17 protein-coding genes are annotated in these 17,836 nt (G+C 73.9%); 10 read left to right on the top strand and 7 right to left on the bottom strand.

What is annotated here, in order from left to right; translation table 11 throughout:
• The first annotated feature begins 9 nt into the window (after positions 1-9).
• Complete coding sequence (locus ACQP1P_RS18245) at positions 10-1,056, top strand: LacI family DNA-binding transcriptional regulator (protein WP_433087869.1); 1,047 nt, start codon at positions 10-12, stop codon at positions 1,054-1,056.
• Here the strand turns inward: ACQP1P_RS18245 and ACQP1P_RS18240 are convergent.
• From ACQP1P_RS18240 to ACQP1P_RS18225, 4 genes are all read right to left on the bottom strand, one after another.
• Complete coding sequence (locus ACQP1P_RS18240; RefSeq protein WP_433087868.1) at positions 1,028-1,801, bottom strand: SDR family NAD(P)-dependent oxidoreductase; 774 nt, start codon at positions 1,799-1,801, stop codon at positions 1,028-1,030. The two genes, ACQP1P_RS18245 and ACQP1P_RS18240, sit on opposite strands and share 29 nt — an antisense overlap.
• 124 nt (positions 1,802-1,925) lie before the next feature.
• The gene (locus ACQP1P_RS18235; protein ID WP_433087867.1) at positions 1,926-3,311 is read right to left on the bottom strand and encodes a lectin; all 1,386 of its coding nucleotides are present in this window, start codon (positions 3,309-3,311) and stop codon (positions 1,926-1,928) included.
• Between the two features lie 134 nt (positions 3,312-3,445).
• The gene (locus ACQP1P_RS18230; RefSeq protein WP_433087866.1) at positions 3,446-5,707 is read right to left on the bottom strand and encodes a putative bifunctional diguanylate cyclase/phosphodiesterase; all 2,262 of its coding nucleotides are present in this window, start codon (positions 5,705-5,707) and stop codon (positions 3,446-3,448) included.
• Positions 5,708-5,746: 39 nt separating this feature from the next.
• Positions 5,747-6,520: a phosphotransferase gene (locus ACQP1P_RS18225; protein WP_433087865.1), complete on the bottom strand. Its 774-nt coding sequence runs from the start codon at positions 6,518-6,520 to the stop codon at positions 5,747-5,749.
• Between ACQP1P_RS18225 and ACQP1P_RS18220 the strand changes: the two genes are divergently transcribed.
• The 4 genes from ACQP1P_RS18220 (at position 6,519) to ACQP1P_RS18205 (ending at position 9,335) form a co-directional block, all read left to right on the top strand.
• Complete coding sequence (locus ACQP1P_RS18220) at positions 6,519-6,659, top strand: hypothetical protein (RefSeq protein WP_433087864.1); 141 nt, start codon at positions 6,519-6,521, stop codon at positions 6,657-6,659. The genes ACQP1P_RS18225 and ACQP1P_RS18220 overlap by 2 nt on opposite strands.
• Before the next feature lie 45 nt (positions 6,660-6,704).
• Positions 6,705-7,424, top strand: coding sequence for a histidine phosphatase family protein (locus tag ACQP1P_RS18215; protein WP_433087863.1), 720 nt, complete (start codon positions 6,705-6,707; stop codon positions 7,422-7,424).
• The gene (locus ACQP1P_RS18210; protein ID WP_433087862.1) at positions 7,411-8,271 is read left to right on the top strand and encodes an NAD(P)H-hydrate dehydratase; all 861 of its coding nucleotides are present in this window, start codon (positions 7,411-7,413) and stop codon (positions 8,269-8,271) included. Before ACQP1P_RS18215 ends, ACQP1P_RS18210 begins: the two co-directional genes overlap by 14 nt.
• Positions 8,272-8,348: 77 nt before the next feature.
• Positions 8,349-9,335, top strand: a complete 987-nt coding sequence (locus ACQP1P_RS18205) for a sporulation protein (RefSeq protein WP_433087861.1) — start codon at positions 8,349-8,351, stop codon at positions 9,333-9,335.
• A 62-nt stretch (positions 9,336-9,397) separates the two neighbouring features.
• Here the strand turns inward: ACQP1P_RS18205 and ACQP1P_RS18200 are convergent, their stop codons facing one another.
• On the bottom strand, positions 9,398-9,742 hold the full coding sequence (locus tag ACQP1P_RS18200; RefSeq protein ID WP_433087860.1) for a DoxX family protein: 345 nt from the start codon (positions 9,740-9,742) through the stop codon (positions 9,398-9,400).
• A 177-nt stretch (positions 9,743-9,919) separates the two neighbouring features.
• Between ACQP1P_RS18200 and ACQP1P_RS18195 the strand changes: the two genes are divergently transcribed.
• From ACQP1P_RS18195 to ACQP1P_RS18180, 4 genes are read left to right on the top strand one after another with little or no spacing between them, the layout of a single operon-like run.
• Positions 9,920-10,693, top strand: a complete 774-nt coding sequence (locus tag ACQP1P_RS18195) for a class II aldolase/adducin family protein (RefSeq protein ID WP_433087859.1) — start codon at positions 9,920-9,922, stop codon at positions 10,691-10,693.
• Between the two features lie 10 nt (positions 10,694-10,703).
• Positions 10,704-11,954: an amidohydrolase family protein gene (locus ACQP1P_RS18190; protein ID WP_433087858.1), complete on the top strand. Its 1,251-nt coding sequence runs from the start codon at positions 10,704-10,706 to the stop codon at positions 11,952-11,954.
• Positions 11,955-11,964: 10 nt separating this feature from the next.
• On the top strand, positions 11,965-12,756 hold the full coding sequence (locus ACQP1P_RS18185; protein WP_433087857.1) for a FadR/GntR family transcriptional regulator: 792 nt from the start codon (positions 11,965-11,967) through the stop codon (positions 12,754-12,756).
• A gap of 35 nt (positions 12,757-12,791) precedes the next feature.
• Positions 12,792-14,072: a lipopolysaccharide biosynthesis protein gene (locus tag ACQP1P_RS18180; RefSeq protein ID WP_433087856.1), complete on the top strand. Its 1,281-nt coding sequence runs from the start codon at positions 12,792-12,794 to the stop codon at positions 14,070-14,072.
• 7 nt (positions 14,073-14,079) lie between these two features.
• Here the strand turns inward: ACQP1P_RS18180 and ACQP1P_RS18175 are convergent, their stop codons facing one another.
• Positions 14,080-15,045 carry a hypothetical protein gene (locus tag ACQP1P_RS18175; RefSeq protein ID WP_433087855.1) on the bottom strand — a complete coding sequence of 322 codons (966 nt, stop codon included), beginning with the start codon at positions 15,043-15,045 and terminating at the stop codon, positions 14,080-14,082.
• A gap of 81 nt (positions 15,046-15,126) precedes the next feature.
• On the opposite strand from ACQP1P_RS18175, the gene ACQP1P_RS18170 reads away from it, so the two are divergent.
• Positions 15,127-15,969: a LysR family transcriptional regulator gene (locus ACQP1P_RS18170; protein WP_433087854.1), complete on the top strand. Its 843-nt coding sequence runs from the start codon at positions 15,127-15,129 to the stop codon at positions 15,967-15,969.
• Positions 15,970-16,135: 166 nt separating this feature from the next.
• Here ACQP1P_RS18170 and ACQP1P_RS18165 read toward each other — a convergent pair whose 3' ends face one another.
• Complete coding sequence (locus ACQP1P_RS18165; RefSeq protein ID WP_433087853.1) at positions 16,136-17,809, bottom strand: alpha-keto acid decarboxylase family protein; 1,674 nt, start codon at positions 17,807-17,809, stop codon at positions 16,136-16,138.
• Between the last annotated feature and the right edge of the window lie 27 nt (positions 17,810-17,836).

The raw sequence follows: 17,836 nt of genomic DNA, 5'->3' as shown, positions 1-17,836 counted from the left end.
CTTCGTCCCATGGCGGGACGGCGACCGACGATGAGCGACATCGCCCGGCGCGTGGGCGTGTCCCGGGTCGCCGTGTCCTATGCGCTCAACGGCCGCCCCGGCGTCTCCGCCGACCTGCGCGAACGGGTCCGCGAGGTGGCCGAGGAGCTGGGCTTCACCGCGCACCGGGCCGCCGTGGCGCTGCACGGGGCGGCCGCCGACGTGGTGGGGCTGGCCCTGCGCCGCACGTCCGCGGCCCTGCGCAGCGAGGTCTTCCGCCGGCAGTTCATCGCCGGGCTGCAGATGGAGCTGTCCGCCCGCGGATTCGGCCTCGCCCTGCAGTTCGTCGAGGACGCCGGCGAGGAGATCGCCGTCTACCGCCGCTGGCACGCCGAGCGCCGCGTCGACGGCGTGATCCTGTGCGACCTGCGGGTGGACGATCCCCGGCTGCCGGCCGTGCGGGAGTTGGGCCTGCCGGCGGTCGTCGCCGGCGGCTCGGGCGAGCTGCCGGGCCTGGCGAACCTGTCGACCGACGAGCACGCCGGCGCGCAGAAGGTGGCGGGGCTGCTGGCGGCCCTGGGGCACCGCCGCGTGGCCCGGGTGAGCGGCCCGGCGGACCTGGCGCACACCGCGGCCCGCACGGCGGCCCTGGACATGGCACTCGACGCGGCGGCGCCCTTCGGCTCGATCCCGACGATGGCCGCGGACTACACCGGGGAGGCGGCGGCGACGGCGACGCGGCGCCTGCTCAGCGGCCGCGACCGTCCGACGGCGATCGTCTACGACAACGACCTCATGGCCCTCGCCGGGCTCGGCGTGGCCGCCGAGATGCACGTGTCCGTCCCCGCCGAGGTGTCCATCCTGGCGTGGGAGGACTCCCCGCTGTGCCAGCTCGTGCACCCGGCGCTGACGGTGCTGCGGCGCAACATCACCGACTACGGGATGCGCACCGCCCGGCTGCTGTTCGAGCTGCTGGACGGCGGCCCGCCCCGCAGCGTGCGCTACGGCAACGCCGCCCTGGTCGTCCGCGACTCGACCGGCCCGGCCCCTACCGAGCGGTCCAGCCGCCGTCGATGAGCATCACCTCGCCGGTGATGAGCGACGCGGCCGGGGAGACCAGGAACAGCACCGCCCCGGCGACCTCCATCGGCTCGCCGATGCGGTGCAGGGCCGCGATCCGCTCGACCACGTCGGCGCGGTGGGCCGGATCGGCGAGATAGTCCGCGGTGCCCGGCGTGTGCACGAAGGTCGGGGCGACGGCGTTGACCGTGACGCCGTGCGGGCCCCACTCCACGGCCAGGCACCGGGTCAGGTGGGCGATCGCCGCCTTCGTCATGCAGTAGACCGACTCGCCCGGCAGGGCCACCGCGCCGGCCTGGGAGCCGACGTTCACGATCCGGCCGTAGCCCTGGCGGATCATCACCCGGCCGGCGGCCTGGCTCGCGAAGAACGTGCCCTTGAGGTTGACCGCCAGGGTGGCGTCGAAGTCGGCCTCCGTCACGTCCTCGGCCCGGTTCTCGGGGGCGATGCCGGCGTTGTTCACGAGGATGTCGAGCCGCCCGAAGTGCTCCGCCGTGGCGTCGACGGCCGCGCGGACCTGGGCCGGGTCGGTGACGTCCATCGGCAGCGGCAGCACCCGGCGGCCCAGGGCCTCGATCTGCCCGGCCAGGCCGGCGTCGGCGTCGACGTCGCGCAGGCCCAGGGCGACGTCGGCGCCGGCGTTGGCGAGGGTGAGCGCGATGGCCCGGCCGAGGCCGCGGGCGGCCCCGGTCACGAGGGCGATCCGGCCGGGGATCTCGAAACTGGGGAAGTCGGTGGTCACAGCGTCAGCGTAGGTCGTGCCACCGCGGACGTCGCCGCGCCAGGGCCGGCGGATGCCGGGCCCCGGCGCGGTCCCTGGCGGGAGCGACGGTCCGCCGGTGACGCGGACCCGAGCAGGGATCCGCCTAGGCGGGCAGCGTCCAGTTCTGGTTCGTCTGCCCGTTGCAGGTCCAGATCTGGATCTGCGTGCCGTCGGCGCTGTTCTGCCCGGTCACGTCGAGGCACTTGCCGGTCTCGGGGTTGCGCAGCGTCTGGCCGGTGCGCGCCCACTGCTGGTGCGTGTTGCCGTTGCAGTCCCACAGCTGCACCTTCGTGCCGTCCGCGTTCACGCCCCCGGTCACGTCGAGGCACTTGCCCAGCGCGCGCAGCGTGCCGTCCGAGCCCACCGTCCAGCTCTGCGCGCCGGTGCCGTTGCAGGTGTACAGCTGGATCTTCGTCCCGTTCGCCGTGCCCGACGCGGCCACGTCGAGGCACTTGCCCGCCAGTCCCGTGACCGGCCCGCCGCCCGGCGAGGAGGAGCCGCCGGGGACCGTGAACTCGCCGCGCACCAGGACCCGGCTGTTGAAGTACGTGTTCTGCACGTTCGCGTTGGTGTTGTACGCCGGGTCCTGCAGGTATTCGGCCCACACCATGAAGTAGGTCCAGCGCGGCTGGGCGTTGAGCAGGGCCACGCTCGGCACCTGCCCGACCTCGGCCAGGGCGATCGGCTTGCCCCCGGCCACGTTCAGCATCGCCTGGTAGTCGGAGGTGCTCGGGGCGGGCTTCACCCACATGTCGAGCGTGGCGACGTCCACATAGGACGCACCCGGCCAGTAGTCGCCGATCGAGCCCATGTTGGTGTCCTTGACGTTCCACACCCACACGAGGTTGGACAGGCCCTGGCCCACGTAGTAGTCGTGCACGATCTGGAACAGCTTGCGGCTGCCGTTGGCCCCGGGGCGCCCGCCCCACCACGACCAGCCCTCGTTCATCTCGTGGACCGGGCGGAACAGCACCGGCACGCCCGCGTTCTGCAGCTGCCGCAGGTAGGGCACGGCCTCGTTGAGCCGGTTCTTGAACGCCGAGTTGAGCGCGCTGCCGTCGGTGACGAGCTGGCTCCACTGGCTGTCGGAAAGGTGGCTGAGCACCCCGGCCGAGTCCCAGCCGCACGTCGAGCCGACCGTGGGCGGGCACATGTGCCAGGTCAGCGCGACGAGCGAGCCGCCCTGCCACTGCCGGACGGCCTCGCTGACCATCGTCTGGCGCGCGTTGACGTCGGAGGAGGCGAACAGGAAGTCGCCGCCCCACAGGCCGGGAGTCTGGCCGGTGATGCCCTGGGCGACCCGCGTCCACTTGGTCGGGTCCGAGTTGGGTTCGCGGTTGTGCTGCCCGGTGATCGTGTACTGCCCGGAGATGCCCGACAGGTAGTTGACCAGCGCCGCCCGCGTCGATGCGGGGAACGCCTGGGCGGGCGCGGGGTTGGCGATGAGCGCGGCGAGCAGGATCGCCGCCGCGGCGAGAGCCTTGCGCACGAGGACTCCTTCCGGGGCCGGGCGAGGCGGCGCCCGGACCCCTCGATTCAGCACCCTTACTGAACCGAGTAAGCGCCCCGACAGTAGAACCGGAAGGTCACGGCTGTCAATACGAGCAAAAGCGAGGAAGGCCTTCAGGCGACGGGTTCGAGGACCGCGTCCGCGGGGACCGGGTGGCCCAGGAGATACCCCTGCGCCCGGTCGCATCCGAGTTCGCGCAGCAGGTCGCAGTGCTCCTCGGTCTCCACGCCCTCCGCGACCGTCACCAGCCCGAGGCTGCGCGCGAGGTCCATGATCGCCCGCACCAGCGCGGTCTGCCCGGCCAGGTCGTCCCGGCTGTGCGGCAGGAACGAGCGGTCGATCTTGAGGATGTCGATCGGCAGGTCCCGCAGGTAGGCCAGGGACGAGTAGCCGGTGCCGAAGTCGTCGATGGCGACCTTCACGCCGATCGCGCGCAGCGCCGCCAGGTGCGCGATGGTCTGCTCCGCCTGCGTCCCGGCGCCCACGAGCACCCCTTCGGTGATCTCCAGGGTGAGCGCGCGGCCCGGCAGGCCCGAGGCCGCCAGGGCCGCGTGCACCCGGGCCACGAAGTCCGGCTCGGCCAGCTGCCGCGGCGAGACGTTCACGCTCAACCCCGCCCCGGTGGCCGCGTGCCACGGCGCGGCATCCCGGCACGCGCGGTTGAGCACCCAGTCGCCGAGCGCCACGATGAGCCCGCTGGCCTCCGCGGCCGGGATGAACCGGTCCGGCCCGATCGGCGCCGCGCCCGGCGGGCACCAGCGCACGAGCGCCTCGAAGCCCACGGTGCGGTCCCCGTCGAGCGCGACGATCGGCTGGTAGTGCACGGCGAGCTCGTCGGCGGCGAGGGCGGCCCGCAGCCGCTGCGCGGTCTGGCTGCGCCGCAGCTGCCGGTCGCGCAGCTGCTCGTCGAAGCCGACGACACGGTCCTTGCCGGCCGCCTTCGCCGCGTACAGGGCCACGTCGGCGTCCGCGAGCACGATCGTCGCGCTGTAGCCGGCGCTGAACCCGCGCGCCCCCGCGGTGCCGGAGACGAACAGCTCGGTGCCGTTCAGGCCGACGGGCCGGCGCAGCGCCGCCAGCAGCCGCTCGCCCCGCTGCAGCAGCTGCGCCTCCCCCACGCCCGGGCACAGCAGCGCGAACTCGTCCCCGCCGAGCCGGGCCAGGGTGTCGCCCGGGCTCAGCAGCGCCTCGAGCCGGCGGGCCACCTCGACCAGCAGCGCGTCGCCGGTCGGATGCCCGAAACGGTCGTTGACGTCCTTGAACCCGTCGAGGTCGAACAGGATCAGCCCGCCCCGGCCGCCGACCGCGAGCAGTTCGGTGAGCCGGTCGTCGAGCAGGCGCCGGTTCGGCAGCCCGGTCAGTGCGTCGTGCAGCGCGTGGTGGCGCAGCAGGGCCTGCATCTGCGACTGCTGCCGCAGGGCGTCCTGCAGGTCGAGGGCCCGGCGCCGCTCCACCCGCCCGGCGTGCCCGAGCCGGATCACCAGCAGCAGGGCGGTGACGGCGGTCGGCACGAGCGGTACCACGACGTCGGACACGTCGAGGCTGGGCTCGTGCAGCTCGCGCAGCAGCGACCAGGCCGTGGCCGCGGGCCCGATGAGCACGACGACGGCGACCAGCACGGTGCCCCACGTGGCCGAGGGCAGCCGGGCCGGCGCCAGGGGCAGCGCGGCCGACGGGTGCAGCACCGACGCGCCGAGGAACAGGTAGGTGGCGGCCCAGCCGACGGAGGTGACGCCCGAGCCGGCCCAGGCGCCGCCGCCGCAGGCCGAGACGAAGTACAGGATGTCGGACGTGAACAGGCACGCGGCCCCGCCGAGCAGCAGCAGGTGGGTGGCCCGCAGCGCCCCGGCGGCGACCACCATCCGCACCGCGGCGGCGAGGATGACCAGGTCGAGGGCCGGGAACAGGGCGATGCTGAGGCTGATCGAGTGCGCGGGCCGATCGCGCACGAACGGGTCGTAGAGCGCCGCCCAGGTGACCACGACGGCCGTGCAGAGCGCGACCCCGGCCTCGGTGAACCCGGCGAGCGCGGAGCCGTAGCGGTGCACCGCCGGCTGCCCGAGCATCGCCGCGCCGATCAGCGGGTACATGGCGAAGTAGATACCGTCGACGAGCGGCAGGTCGCCGCCGGCGCCGCCGAGGCCGAGGTCGGCCGCCCAGCACAGGTTCGCGGTCAGGGCGCAGCCCATCGCGGCGACCATGATCCACCAGGCCCGCCGGCGCTCGACGCGGCGCGTGCGCAGGCGGCGCACGATGACGGTGATGGCGACGGCGCCGCCGAGCGCGTAGACGAGCTGGCGCTCGAACACGGGCAGCAGCGGGGCAGCCAGGACGACGGGCAGCCCGCCGACGAGGTACCACATCCATGCCCGCATGCCCTTTACTGTGCCCGCCGCCGGGTGCAGCCGCGGTGCTCAGCCGGTTGCTCTGCGGGCCAGCCAGTCCCGCGACGCCTGGCCGAGGGCCGCGGCCGTGCCCGACAGCCGGGGATCCGCGGCGCGCGCCGCCAGGTGCAGCAGGAAGCCCGCGTGCGCGGCCAGGAACGCGTCGACCACGCGCGGCGGGAGGTCGCGGGTGAGCGGGTTCGCGGCGCACAACGCCTCCGCGTCGGGGGAACCGGCCATCAGCATGAGCGCGTCGCAGTACGCCGGGCCGACCCACGCGTGCGCCCAGTCGACGATGCAGACGCGCTCCGGCGACACCAGCGCGTTGAACAGGTAGAGGTCGCCGTGCAGGAGCGTGTCGCCGGCCAGGTCCAGCGACCCGGCCCCGGCCAGGCGCGGCCGGGTCGGCGGGCGGACGGGAGCCGGCGTCAGCGCGCCCGCCATGGCCGTCACGGTGTCCAGGACCCGCGGCAGGTCCGCCGGGCCCGGCATCGAGGCCGCGACGAACTCGAACACGAGCACCGCCCACGGGCCGTCGTCGAAGGCGAACAGCAGCTTCGGCGACGGTACCGACGCCGGAAGCCCGGCCGCGACGACCGCCTCGCGCCGGTGGAAGTCGCGCACCGCCGGGTCGGCGGCCGCCTTCGCGAACACGTCCCGCCCGTCGGCGAGCCGCAGCCGGGCCGCCGCCCCCTCCGAGTGCCCGCCCGCCAGGTCGACGGCGCCGGCGACCGGGCTTCCGAGGCGGTCCGCCACGCCCCCGCGCACCCGCCCCGGCAGCGCGGACCACGAAACTGTCCCCATGGCCGAACAGTACGTGTCCGCGTTCGCGATCGCGATCGACGCCGCCGAGCCCGGGCGTCGCCGCGCTGTGGAGGCAGCCGTACCAGGCGCCGCGGGCCGGGCACCCGATCGCCCGCACCGGGCCGCGATCTTTACCTGACCCGGGACGGCTTCAAGTAGCCCGGCGCTGGGTACCCCGGCATGCATGGCGGAACTGAGCTGGCTGGGTGTGGTGCGGCACGGGCAGAGCGTCGGCAACGTGCGGGCCGAGGCGGCCGAGCGCGGCGGGCTGGAGGTCATCGACCTCGCCGAGCGCGACGCCGACGTGCCGCTGACCGGGCTGGGCCGCGAGCAGGCCGCCGCCGTCGGGCAGTGGGTCCGCGGGCTGCCCGCGGACGAGACGCCCGAGTTCGCGGTCGTCTCGCCCTACCTGCGCACGCGGGAGACGGCCATGATCGCGCTGGGCGGGACCGGGATCCCGATCCGGTACGACGAACGCCTCCGCGACCGCGAGCTCGGGGTGCTCGACCTGCTCACGAACCGGGGCGTTGCCGCGCGCCTGCCGCAGGAGGCGGTGCGGCGGCAGCGGCTCGGCAAGATGTACTACCGGCCGCCGGGCGGCGAGTCCTGGTCCGACGTGCTGTTGCGCCTGCGCAGCCTGATGCGCGACGTGCGCGCCGACCATCCCGGCGGGCGCGTGCTGCTCGTGGGGCACGAGGCGATCGTGATGCTGGTGCGGTACCTCGTGGAAGGCCTCGACGAGGAGGCGCTCATGGCCCTGTCCCGCTCGACCGCCATGGCCAACTGCTCGGTGAGCAGCTGGGTCAACGCGGGCGGGGTGCTGCGCCCCGAGCTGTTCAACCACGTCGGCCACCTGCGCACGGCCGCGACGACGACCCAGGAGTTCGTCGGTGCCGACGATTGAGGTGATCACACCGCGCGTGCTGCGCGACTGGCCGCTGCCCGAGCCCACCGGCGACAAGCACGACCGCGGGACCGTGCTCGTCATCGGCGGCTCGCGCACGACCCCCGGCGGCGTCCTGCTGGCCGGCGTGGCCGCGCTGCGGGCCGGCGCCGGGCGGCTGCAGCTGGCGGTGACCGGGAGCACGGCCGCGGCCCTGTCGATCGCGGTGCCGGAGGCGAAGGTGCTCGGCCTGCCCGAGACCGCCGAGGGCAGCGTCTCGGCCGAGCTGCCGCGAGCGCTGCTCGAGCAGGTGGCCGAGGCCGACGCGGTCGCGCTCGGGCCGGGTCTGGACAACATCGAGGAGACGCAGAAGATCCTGGCGACGGTCCTGGCCGAGGCCGCTTCGGACACCGCGGTCGTGCTCGACGCCTACGCCCTGGGCGCGCTGAGCCGCCGCCCGGAGACGCTCGAGCACGCCAAGTGCCGCGCCGTGCTCACCCCGAACCGCACCGAGGCGCGGCACCTGCTCGGCCGCGACCCCGGCGACGACCTGGCCGCCGAGGCCGCCGCCCTGGCCGGCCGGTACGCGGCGACGGTGTGCCTGCACGGCTACGTCGCCGACCCCGACGGCACGGTCTGGCGCGAGGAGAGCGGCGCCGCCGGCCTGGGCACCTCGGGCAGCGGGGACGTCCTCGCGGGCCTGGTCGCCGGCCTGCTCGCGCGCGGGGCCGAGCCCGCCCAGGCCGGGTGCTGGGCCACGTACGCGCACGCCATGGCCGGCCAGCGCCTCGGCCCCCGCTTCGGCCGCACCGGCTACCTGGCGCGGGAGCTGCTGGACGAGGTCGCGTACACCATCGGCACCGTCTGACCCGGGACCGCCCTTCACCCGCACGGGGATCACTGTTTGCGGAGACCGTACAGTGCCACGTGCTAGTGTCAATTGCCATGGTGTTCAAGAAGATGCTCGCCGCCTTCGGGGTTGGCGGACCGAGCGTCGACACGGTGCTCGACACCCCCGCCGTCCAGCCGGGCGGCTTCATCGACGGCCACGTCCACATCCAGGGCGGCGATCGCGACGCCCGCATCGAGCACGTCGTGCTCTCGCTCGTCACGCGCGTCGAGGTGGAGCGCGCGGGCTTCGACCGCGAGGCCGGCCTCGAGCTGACCCGCACCTCGGTCGCCGACCACTTCACCGTGCGCGGCGCGACCACCGAGTCGATCCCGTTCCGCCTGGCGGTGCCGTGGGAGGCGCCGATCACGAACGTGTACGGCCAGCACCTGCGCGGCATGGTGATGGGCGTGCGCACCGAGCTGGAGATCGCGGGCGGCCGCGACAAGGGCGACCTCGACCCGGTGTCGATCACGCCGCTCCCCGCCCACCAGGCCGTCCTCGACGCGTTCGCCGAGCTCGGCTTCCGCTTCAAGCACGCCGACGTCGAGCACGGCCGCCTGCACGGCGTGTCGCAGCAGCTGCCGATCTACCAGGAGATCGAGTTCTGGCCGCCGCAGCAGTACGCGGGCCGCGTCAACGAGGTCGAGCTGACCTTCGTGACCAACCCCCGCGGCGTGGAGGTCATCCTGGAGTTCGACAAGCGCGGCGGGATGTTCCGGCCCTCGCACGACATGGTCAGCCGCTTCAGCATCGGCCACGACGGCGTCGAGGGCACCAACTGGACCGCGCTGGTCGACGGCTGGGTGCGCCAGGCCACCGACCGCCACTTCACGGCGATGCAGTCCGCCCACGGCTACGGCCACGACCCCTACGGCCACGGCGGCTACGGCCACCAGGGCCACGGCCGCCGCGGGATGGGCATGGGCACCGTCGTGGCCGCGGGCGCCGCGGGCATCGTCGGCGGCCTGGTGGCCGGCGAGATCATCGACGAGGTCTTCGACGACGACGGCGGCGGCGAGGACTTCGGCGACTTCGAGTAGCCGGGGGACCGCGCGCGGAGGGCCCGGGTCAGGAGCCCTCCGCACGCGGGCGCCGGAGCGCTCTACAGCACCGAGAGCACGCCGGCGGCGATGGACAGGAACAGCAGGAACGAGGCCGGGCCGAGACCGCTGCGGTCGCCCGCCCGGAGGTGCGCGGCCACGGCGCCGATGAAGTACAGGGTCAGGCCGATCGCGGCGGCGGTCCCCAGGGGCCGGTACGCCAGGCCGACGAGCAGGCCCAGGGCGCCCGCCACCTCGGCCGTGGCCAGCCACGGGTACCAGCCGTGCGGGACGGCGGCACGGTCCAGGTTCTGCACGACCGCATCGGCGCGGCGCAGCTTGCCGATCGCCGAGCCGAGCAGGATCAGGGCCAGCAGGACACTTGCGACGAGATACCCGATGAACATGTCGCCTTCCGTAGCTCGTGTTCGATGGATCTATGGTGCGGCCAACCCCGGCGACACGAAAGCTCGGCGCCCGCAAAACGCCGCAAAGGCCGCGGCAAGCCTCCCCGACCAAGCGATTGCTTGACTCAAGCCCCTCCGACCGCTAAATCTTTTAAAAGATTTACACGGAGGTGGTCAGTGACAACCGTGACCGAGAAGCCCGGCGGGACCGCCGTCTGGGCTCCCAAAATCACCCCGCCCATCGGTGTCGACCTCACCGACGCCCAGGCCCTGGCCTGCGCGTTCCGCATCCTGGCGAACGCCGGCTTCAGCGAGAACATCGCCGGGCACATCACCATGGTCCGCAACGACGACGGCGACATGTGGATCAACCCGTGGGGGTTGTGGTGGGACGAGGTCTCCGCCTCGGACCTGTGCGTCGTCGACCGTGACGGCGCCGTCAAGGAAGGCAGGTGGGACGTCACCCCGGCGTTCCACATCCACACCGAGCTGCACCGCGCGCGGCCCGACGCCCGCGTCGTGGTGCACAACCACCCGTACTACGTGACCGTGCTGGCCGCGATCGGCGTGCTGCCCGAGATCGTGCACCAGACGGGATCGATGTTCGACGGCGATCTGGCGTTCGTGCACGAGTACACCGGCGAGGTCGACGACGCCGAGCTCGGGGCCGACCTCGCCCGGCGGATCGGCGACAAGTCCGTCGTCATCCTGGCCAGCCACGGGATCATCGTCACCGCGCCGACGATCCAGGAGGCCACGTACCGCTCCGCGAGCATCGACCGCGCCTGCAAGCTCGCCTACGACGTCATGCTCCTGGGCCGCGACCCCCTCGCCATCGCCCCCGGGCTGCGCCACGGCATGAAGAAGTCCCTGCTGGAGCGGGGATCCGACTACTTCTGGGCCGGCGCGGTCCGCAAGCTGCTCCGCCACGAACCCGACGTCCTCGATTAGGAGACACCCCATGGCTTCGATCGACGAACTCCTGACCAATACGAGCTTCACCACCGCCGCCCGTGACAAGGTGACGTTCCTGCCCGACCCGCCGAGGCAGCCGCGCAAGTACACCTTCATCTCCGTCGACGACCACATCGTCGAGCCGCCGGACGCGTTCGAGGGCCGGATGCCGGCCAAGTACGCCGAGCAGACCCCGCGCGTCGTGGAGAAGGACGGCAGCCACGTCTGGGTGTACGACGGCAAGGAGTTCCCCAACGTCGGGTTCAACGCCGTCGTCGGCCGGCCCGTCGACGAGTACAGCATGGAGCCGAGCCGCTTCGACGACATGCGCCGCGGCTCGTGGGACATCCACGAGCGCATCAAGGACATGGACCTGTCGGGCGTCTATGCCTCGCTGTGCTTCCCGTCGTTCCTGCCCGGCTTCGCGGGCCAGCGCCTGCAGCTGTCGACCCAGGACCCCGACCTCGCGCTCGCGGCCACCCGCGCCTGGAACGACTGGAACATCGAGGCGTGGTCGGGCGCGTACCCGGACCGCATGATCCCGTGCCAGCTGCCGTACTTCCTCGACCCCGAGATCGGCGCGCGGGAGATCTACCGCAACGCCGAGCGCGGCTTCAAGGCGGTGACGTTCACCGAGGCCCCGCACATGCTCGGGATGCCCTCGCTGCACACCGGCCACTGGGACCCGATCATGCGCGCCTGCGCCGAGACCGGCACCGTGGTGAACCTGCACATCGGCTCGTCGAGCAGCTCGCCGTCGACCGCCGAGGACGCCCCGCCGGACGTGGTCGGCGTGCTGTTCTTCGGCTACTCCATGTTCTCGGCCGTCGACTGGCTGTACTCCCGCATCCCGGTCCGCTTCCCGGACATCAAGATCGTGCTCTCCGAGGGCGGGATCGGCTGGGTGCCGGGCCTGGTCGACCGGCTCAACCACATGCTGAGCTACCACGAGATGTACGGCACCTGGAAGGGCATCGAGCTCACCCCGGCCGAGGTGCTGCTGCGCAACTTCTACTTCTGCGCCGTCGAGGACCCCTCGACGTTCCCGCTGCGCGACGTCATCGGCGTCGACCACATCCTGCTGGAGCAGGACTACCCGCACTGCGACTCGACCTGGCCGCACACCCAGCGCACGATCGAGGAGGAGATCGGCGGCCTGCCCGAGGCCGACGTGCGCAAGATGACGTGGGAGAACGCGTCCAGGCTGTACCGGCACCCGGTTCCGGAGGCCGTGCAGCAGGACCCGGACGCCTACTAAGCTCACGGCCGTGGAGCCCCGGGTACGCGTCCATCGGCTCGCCGAGCAGGTCGCCGACCGCGTCCGGGCGCAGATCATCAACGGCGAGCTGGCCGACGGCGATCCGCTGCCCAAGGCCGACGAGCTGATCCGGCGCTATCAGGTCAGCGCGCCGACCCTGCGCGAGGCGATGCGCATCCTGGAGGCGGAGGGCCTCATCACGGTGCGCCGGGGGCGGCTGGGCGGTGCCGTCGTGCACCGGCCGTCCCCGGCCAACCTCGGGTACAACCTCGGTCTCGTGCTCGCCGCCCAGCACTCCGGCATCGGTGACGTGGCGGTCGCCCTGCGTCACGTCGAGCCGGCGTGCGCGGCGCTCTGCGCGGCCCGCGAGGACCGGGCGCTGACGGTGGTACCGCGCCTGCGCGAGCTGCACGAGGAGTACCTGGCGAGCATCGGCGACCTGCCCACCGTGGTGGGTGTGTCCCGGCGCTTCCACGAGGCGCTGGTGAGCCTGTGCGGGAACCCGCCGCTGATCGTGCTGGCCGGGGCGCTGGAGGCGCTCTGGTCCAGCCACGAGGAGGGCTGGGCGAGCCGCACCGAGCCCCGAGGCGTACCGCTCAGCCAGCGCGAGGAGTCCGGAGCGGTACACGGCAGGATTCTGGAACTCATCGAGGCCGGCGAGTCCGAAGCGGTCCACCAGCTCGTCGCGGCCCACCTCGCCTCGGCGCAGCGCAACCCGCAGCCGGCCGGCTCGCCGTCGATCGACCTCACCCTCCTGCGTGAGCTGATGCTGCCGCCGGGCGAGGCAGGCGAGGCGGACTGAGTGCGCCTGCTACGTTCGGCGCATGAGTGGGGCACATGGCTGAGGTTCGCGCGCTCGCGCGCAACTCGGCCATCGCGGCGGGCGCGGTCGTCGCCAACGGCCTGCTGAGCGCGGCGATCCTCGCCCTGTGCGCGAAACTGGGGCAGACCGCCGAGATCGGCGCCTACACGGTCATGACGTCCGCGCTCGCGTTCGTGCTCATCTTCCTCAGCGGCGGCTCGACGCTGCTGTACCTCAACGGCACCGAGCAGCAGCGCGCCCTCGTGCGCAGCCAGTGGATGCTCGTCGTGGTGCCCGGCCTGCTGCTGGGCACCGTGGCGGTCGGCGCGTTCTACGCCACGAAGGGGTACGGCCTCGGCGCCCTCGCCGCCGCGGGCGTGGTCGCGCTCGGCAACGGGCTCGCCACTCTCCAACTGTCCGACTTCAGCCGCCGGATGCGCTTCCTGGCCAGCGCCGTGCTCATGTGCACCAGCAAGGCGGCGTCGCTGGTGATGGTCCTGCTCGGCGTCCCGCTCACCGTCGCCCTGGCCGCCGCCGGCCTGGCCCAGCTGCTCGCCGGCGAGCTGGTGCTGGGCAAGCACGGGTCGCTGCGGGCCGACCTGCTGCACGGGCTGTCGGTGCGCAGGGCGATCGAGGGGTACCGCTCCAGCCGCCACCTCTTCGGCTTCTCCCTCGCCGACCTGTACGTCGCCCGCTTCGGCACGCTCGTGCTGTCCCTGGTCGCGACCCCGGCCGTGATGGGCAGCTTCGGCGCGATCGTGACCGCGTACCAGGCCATCGGCGGCGTCGTGCAGTCCGCGCTGCAGGTGCCGATGGTGGCCCGGGCCCGCAGCCGGCTCGGCATCGAGCACTCGGCGCACCCGGCCGGCTTCTCCATCGGCGTGGCCCTGGCGTGCGCGGTCCCGGGCGCGGCGATCGTCGCCGTCCTGGCCCCGTTCCTCACGCGCACGGTGCTGTCCCTGCCGCACCCCGCCGCGGCCACCTGGCTCGCCGTGTTCATGCTCGCGCTGCCGTGCCTCGCGGTGACCCGGGCGCTGCTGTTCAACTGGATCGGCGACGGGCACTACGGCCGGGCCACGAAGGCGATGACCGTCGTCGCCGCCGTGCTCACGGTCTCGGTGGCCGTGGGCGTGCCGGTGTGGGGCCCGCTCGGCGCCGCGGGCGCCACGGCCGTCGCCGAGGCCGCGGCCCTCGCGATCATCCTCGCCGGGCTGGGCCGGCGGGGCGTTGCCCGACGCCCGGCGCCCGACCCCGCCACGGCGGCACCGGCCGGCCCGACCGGCGAACCCACGCAGGCCGGTTCCCGGGCCGGGTGACGCCGGGCTAGGTGTCCAGCAGCTCGGGGCTGAAGATCTCCTCGACGCGCCAGCGGCGGCTCGACAGGCCCTGCTCGTGGTGGTAGCGCAGGAACGTGTCCAGCGCCGTCCGGTTCGCGGCGATGCCGTACGGCCACCAGTCGGCCCCGAACAGCTGCTCGTTGCGCTCGTCCAGCGCGTTGGCCCACGGCAGCATCGTCGGCGCCTGGAACAGGCGGCGCCGCGCGCGGTACCGGCCGGCGGCGGTCTCCTTCGCGGCCAGGAAGGCGTCGTAGATCTCGCGCGCCAGGCCCGGACGGGACGCGAGCAGCCCGCGGGGCGCGGCGATCGTGTGCATGATCGGGAAGATGCCGGTGCGGCGGTACCAGTCCCGCTCGACCGTCTCGTAGTCGCCGAACAGCCGCCGGATCGCGGGCGAGCCGTCGAGCACCGGCTGCGGGACGTTCGCGGTGAACAGGGCGTCGATCTCGCCGCGCTCGAGCATCCCGCTGAGCGTCGCCCCCGCCGGCGCCGCGGTCACCTCGACGCCGGCCGGATGCGGGTGGGTCGTGAAGCCGAACGGCGGCATGGGCCGGTCGAGGCCGCCGATCACCCAGCGGTTGCGCTCGGGCCGGAAGCCGTACTCGTCCATCAGCACGCCCTTCGCCCACACGCCGGAGTCCTGGCCGTACACCCCGAACTCCCCGATGGTCCGGCCGGTGAGGTCCTCCGGGCGCGTGATGCCGCTGCCGGCGTGCACGAAGACGCACGAGTGCCGGAACACCCGGGTGGGGAACGCCGGGACGGCGAGGAACGGCGCCCCGGCGTCCAGCGAGCGCAGGTAGAACGTCAGGCCGAACTCGGCCACGTCGGCCTCGCCGTCGACGAGGAGCTGGAAGACGTCCAGCAGCGTCGGTGCCGTCCGCACGGTGTCGCGCTCGAACAGCGCCTCGGTCGTGTCGCCGCGGCCGACGGCCACGCGCAGGTTCTCCATACGCCCCAGCGTCGTCGCCGGGCGGTGCCCGCGTCCAAGACCTTCCGTGTCCGCCGCATACCCGCTGGGTATGGTGCGCACGTGGACCTGCGGTTGCTGCGGTACTTCGTCGCCGTGGCCGAGGAGCGGCACGTCGGGCGGGCGGCCGCGCGGCTGCGCATGACCCAGCCGCCGCTGAGCCGGGCGCTGCGGCAGCTCGAGGCCGACCTCGGCGCGACCCTGCTGGAGCGCACCCCGCACGGCGTGACCCCGACGCGTGCGGGCGAGGTCCTGTACGCGGAGGCCACGACGCTGCTCGAGCAGGCCGACCGGCTGCGAGCCCGGGTGCGCGCCGAGGCCGGCTCCGGGACGCTGAGCATCGGCACGCTCGCCGACACCGCCGGATGGGTCAGCGGCCGGCTCGTCGCCGCGTTCCGCCGCGAGCACCCGCACGCGTCCGTCACGGTGCACGAGTCCGGCCTCGCCGACCCGACCGCCGGGCTGCGGGCCGGGCTCGTCGACGTCGCGCTCACCCGGACGCCGTTCGAGGGCGCCGGCCTGCGCACCCGCGTCCTGAGCACCGAGCCGGTCGGCGTCGTGGTCCGCGCCGACGACCCGCTGGCCGCCGCCGGGCCGGTGTCCGTCGCCGCGCTGGCCGGCCGCCGCTGGGTCCGGCTGCCGGACGGCACCGACCCGCTCTGGGCCGCCTACTGGACCGGCCCCGCCGCCCCGGACGCGCCGGTCATGCGCACCATCCAGGAGTGCCTGCAGTCCGTGCTCTGGAACGGCACCTCGGCGCTCGCTCCGCTCGGCCAGCCGCTGCCGCCGGGCCTGGTCACGGTGGCCGTCGACGACCGCCCGCCGAGCCGGCTGGTGCTGGCCTGGCGGCCGGCGCGCCTGACGCCGCTGGCGCGCTCGTTCGTGCGGCTCGCGGCGCGCGCCTGAGGGCGGTGACCGGCCGGCGAGCCCGGCGGCCGCCGCGTGGCCGGGCACGGCCGTGGCGAGCCGCCCGCCCGGCGGGACCCCGGGCACGCGCTCGCCACTACGCGACGACCGCCGGCCGCAGTGCGCACGCTATCGCACGGCGTGTTCAGCAAGATGGCTACCGGGCCTAGACCGGCGCGTGATGGTAGTCGGCCCCGGCGAACGCCTTGCCGATGCGCACGACGGACTCGGGCGCGTCCAGCCGGCCCATCCGCGCCTCGATGAAGACCGGCCGGTCGCGGGTCGCCGCCGCCTTGTCCAGCGCCGCGGCGAGCTGGTCCTCGGTGGCCACCGCGGCGGTCACGGCCCGCTCGTGCGGGTCGAAGGCCTGGACCAGCCGGTCGTACCGCCACGCGCCGATGGCGTTGTAGGCGGCGTACTCGCCGAGGATGCAGCGCTCCACGGTGTACCCGTCGTTGTTCACGAGCACGATGACCGGGTTGAGCCCGAGCCGCAGCACCGTGGCGAGCTCCTGCGCGGTGAGCTGGAACGAGCCGTCGCCGATGCACAGCACGTGGCGGCGGTCGGGCGCGGCGAGCATGGTGCCGAGCAGCGCCGGGAGCGTGTAGCCGATCGAGCCCCACAGCGGCTGCCCGACGAAGGCGCAGTCGCGCGGCAGGGGCTGGGCGGCGGTGCCGAAGTACGACGTGCCCTGCTCGGCCACGACGACGTCCCCGGGGCGCAGGAAACCCGCGATCTGCGGCCAGAAGCGCTCCTGGAGCAGGGGCGCGCCCGGCCGCGGCTCGGGCCTGGACGGGATGCGCCGGTGCGTGGCGGGCTCGCGGCCGCTCACCCCCTCGGGCGAGTTCGCGAGCGCGGTCAGGGCGTCCCGCAGGGCGACGTGGGCGTAGGGCGTGCTGCCCACCGAGGCCGCCGACGGGTGCAGCTCGACCATGCGGGCGCGCTCGATGCGCTGGGTGAAGCCGCCGGTGACCGCGTCGGTGAACTGGCACCCGACCGCGAGCAGGCATTCGGCGTCCTCCACGGCCGCCCGCGCCTCCGGTGGCCCGAGCGCGCCCGCGTAGCCGCCGATGAACTGGTCGTGGGTCTCCGGGAAGACGCCCTTGGCGCTGCTCAGCGTCGCGACCGGGCAGCCGAGCGCCTCGGCCAGGGCCAGCAGCCGCGGGCCGAGCCGGTAGCGGTCCACCTCCGGCCCGGCGAGGATCGCGACGGAGGCCGCGCAGCGGATGCGCTCGCGCACGTCGGCGGCGAACCGGGCCAGCATCGCCGGGTCGCTGGACGGCTCCGGCAGGGCGAGCGGGGCCTGCGGGGCGGCGATGCGCTGCCGGGCGACATCGGCGGGCAGCATGAGGTACACCGGCCGCTTCTCCAGCCAGCACAGGCGCAGCAGCCGGTCGATCTCCTCGGCGGCGTTGTCGCGGCCGAGCAGCGCCTGGCCGACCGTGTACTGCGCGGCGCACGTCGCGGCCCGGGTGAAGTCGCCGTCGCCGGCGGTGTGGTGGACCGGCTGCCGCTCCCGCATCACGAAGGTGGCGGGCGTGCCCACGATGGACACCACGGGGACGCGCTCGGCGAAGGCGCCGCCGATGCCGTTGAGCGCGCTGAGCTCGCCGACGCCGAACGTGGTGACGACCGCCCCGATGCCGTTGAGCCGGGCGTAGCCGTCGGCGGCATAGGCCGCGTTGAGCTCGTTGCAGTTGCCGACCCAGTCGATGCCGTCGGCCGCCTCGATCTGGTCGAGGAACTCGAGCTGGTAGTCGCCGGGCACGCCGAACATGTGCCGGACGCCCATCTCCCGCAGGCGCCGCAGGAGGTACTCCCCGATCGTGCAATCCGTCATCGCGCGGCACTACCCCGCCTCACGGGT

The sequence above is a fragment of the Dactylosporangium sp. CA-052675 genome, assembly GCF_050947935.1.
Classification (GTDB): Bacteria; Actinomycetota; Actinomycetes; order Mycobacteriales; family Micromonosporaceae; genus Dactylosporangium.
The sequence above is the reverse complement of the archived record's forward strand: the minus strand, read 5'-3'. Positions and strand labels throughout refer to the sequence as shown.

Coding starts and splice junctions, on each gene's coding strand:
- ACQP1P_RS18245 (WP_433087869.1), top strand. CDS start 10: ATGGCGGGACGGCGACCGACGATGAGCGACATCGCCCGGCGCGTGGGC.
- ACQP1P_RS18230 (WP_433087866.1), bottom strand. CDS start 5,707: ATGCGGGCATGGATGTGGTACCTCGTCGGCGGGCTGCCCGTCGTCCTG.
- ACQP1P_RS18220 (WP_433087864.1), top strand. CDS start 6,519: ATGGCCGAACAGTACGTGTCCGCGTTCGCGATCGCGATCGACGCCGCC.
- ACQP1P_RS18225 (WP_433087865.1), bottom strand. CDS start 6,520: ATGGGGACAGTTTCGTGGTCCGCGCTGCCGGGGCGGGTGCGCGGGGGC.
- ACQP1P_RS18215 (WP_433087863.1), top strand. CDS start 6,705: ATGGCGGAACTGAGCTGGCTGGGTGTGGTGCGGCACGGGCAGAGCGTC.
- ACQP1P_RS18205 (WP_433087861.1), top strand. CDS start 8,349: ATGGTGTTCAAGAAGATGCTCGCCGCCTTCGGGGTTGGCGGACCGAGC.
- ACQP1P_RS18200 (WP_433087860.1), bottom strand. CDS start 9,742: ATGTTCATCGGGTATCTCGTCGCAAGTGTCCTGCTGGCCCTGATCCTG.
- ACQP1P_RS18190 (WP_433087858.1), top strand. CDS start 10,704: ATGGCTTCGATCGACGAACTCCTGACCAATACGAGCTTCACCACCGCC.
- ACQP1P_RS18180 (WP_433087856.1), top strand. CDS start 12,792: ATGGCTGAGGTTCGCGCGCTCGCGCGCAACTCGGCCATCGCGGCGGGC.
- ACQP1P_RS18175 (WP_433087855.1), bottom strand. CDS start 15,045: ATGGAGAACCTGCGCGTGGCCGTCGGCCGCGGCGACACGACCGAGGCG.
- ACQP1P_RS18165 (WP_433087853.1), bottom strand. CDS start 17,809: ATGACGGATTGCACGATCGGGGAGTACCTCCTGCGGCGCCTGCGGGAG.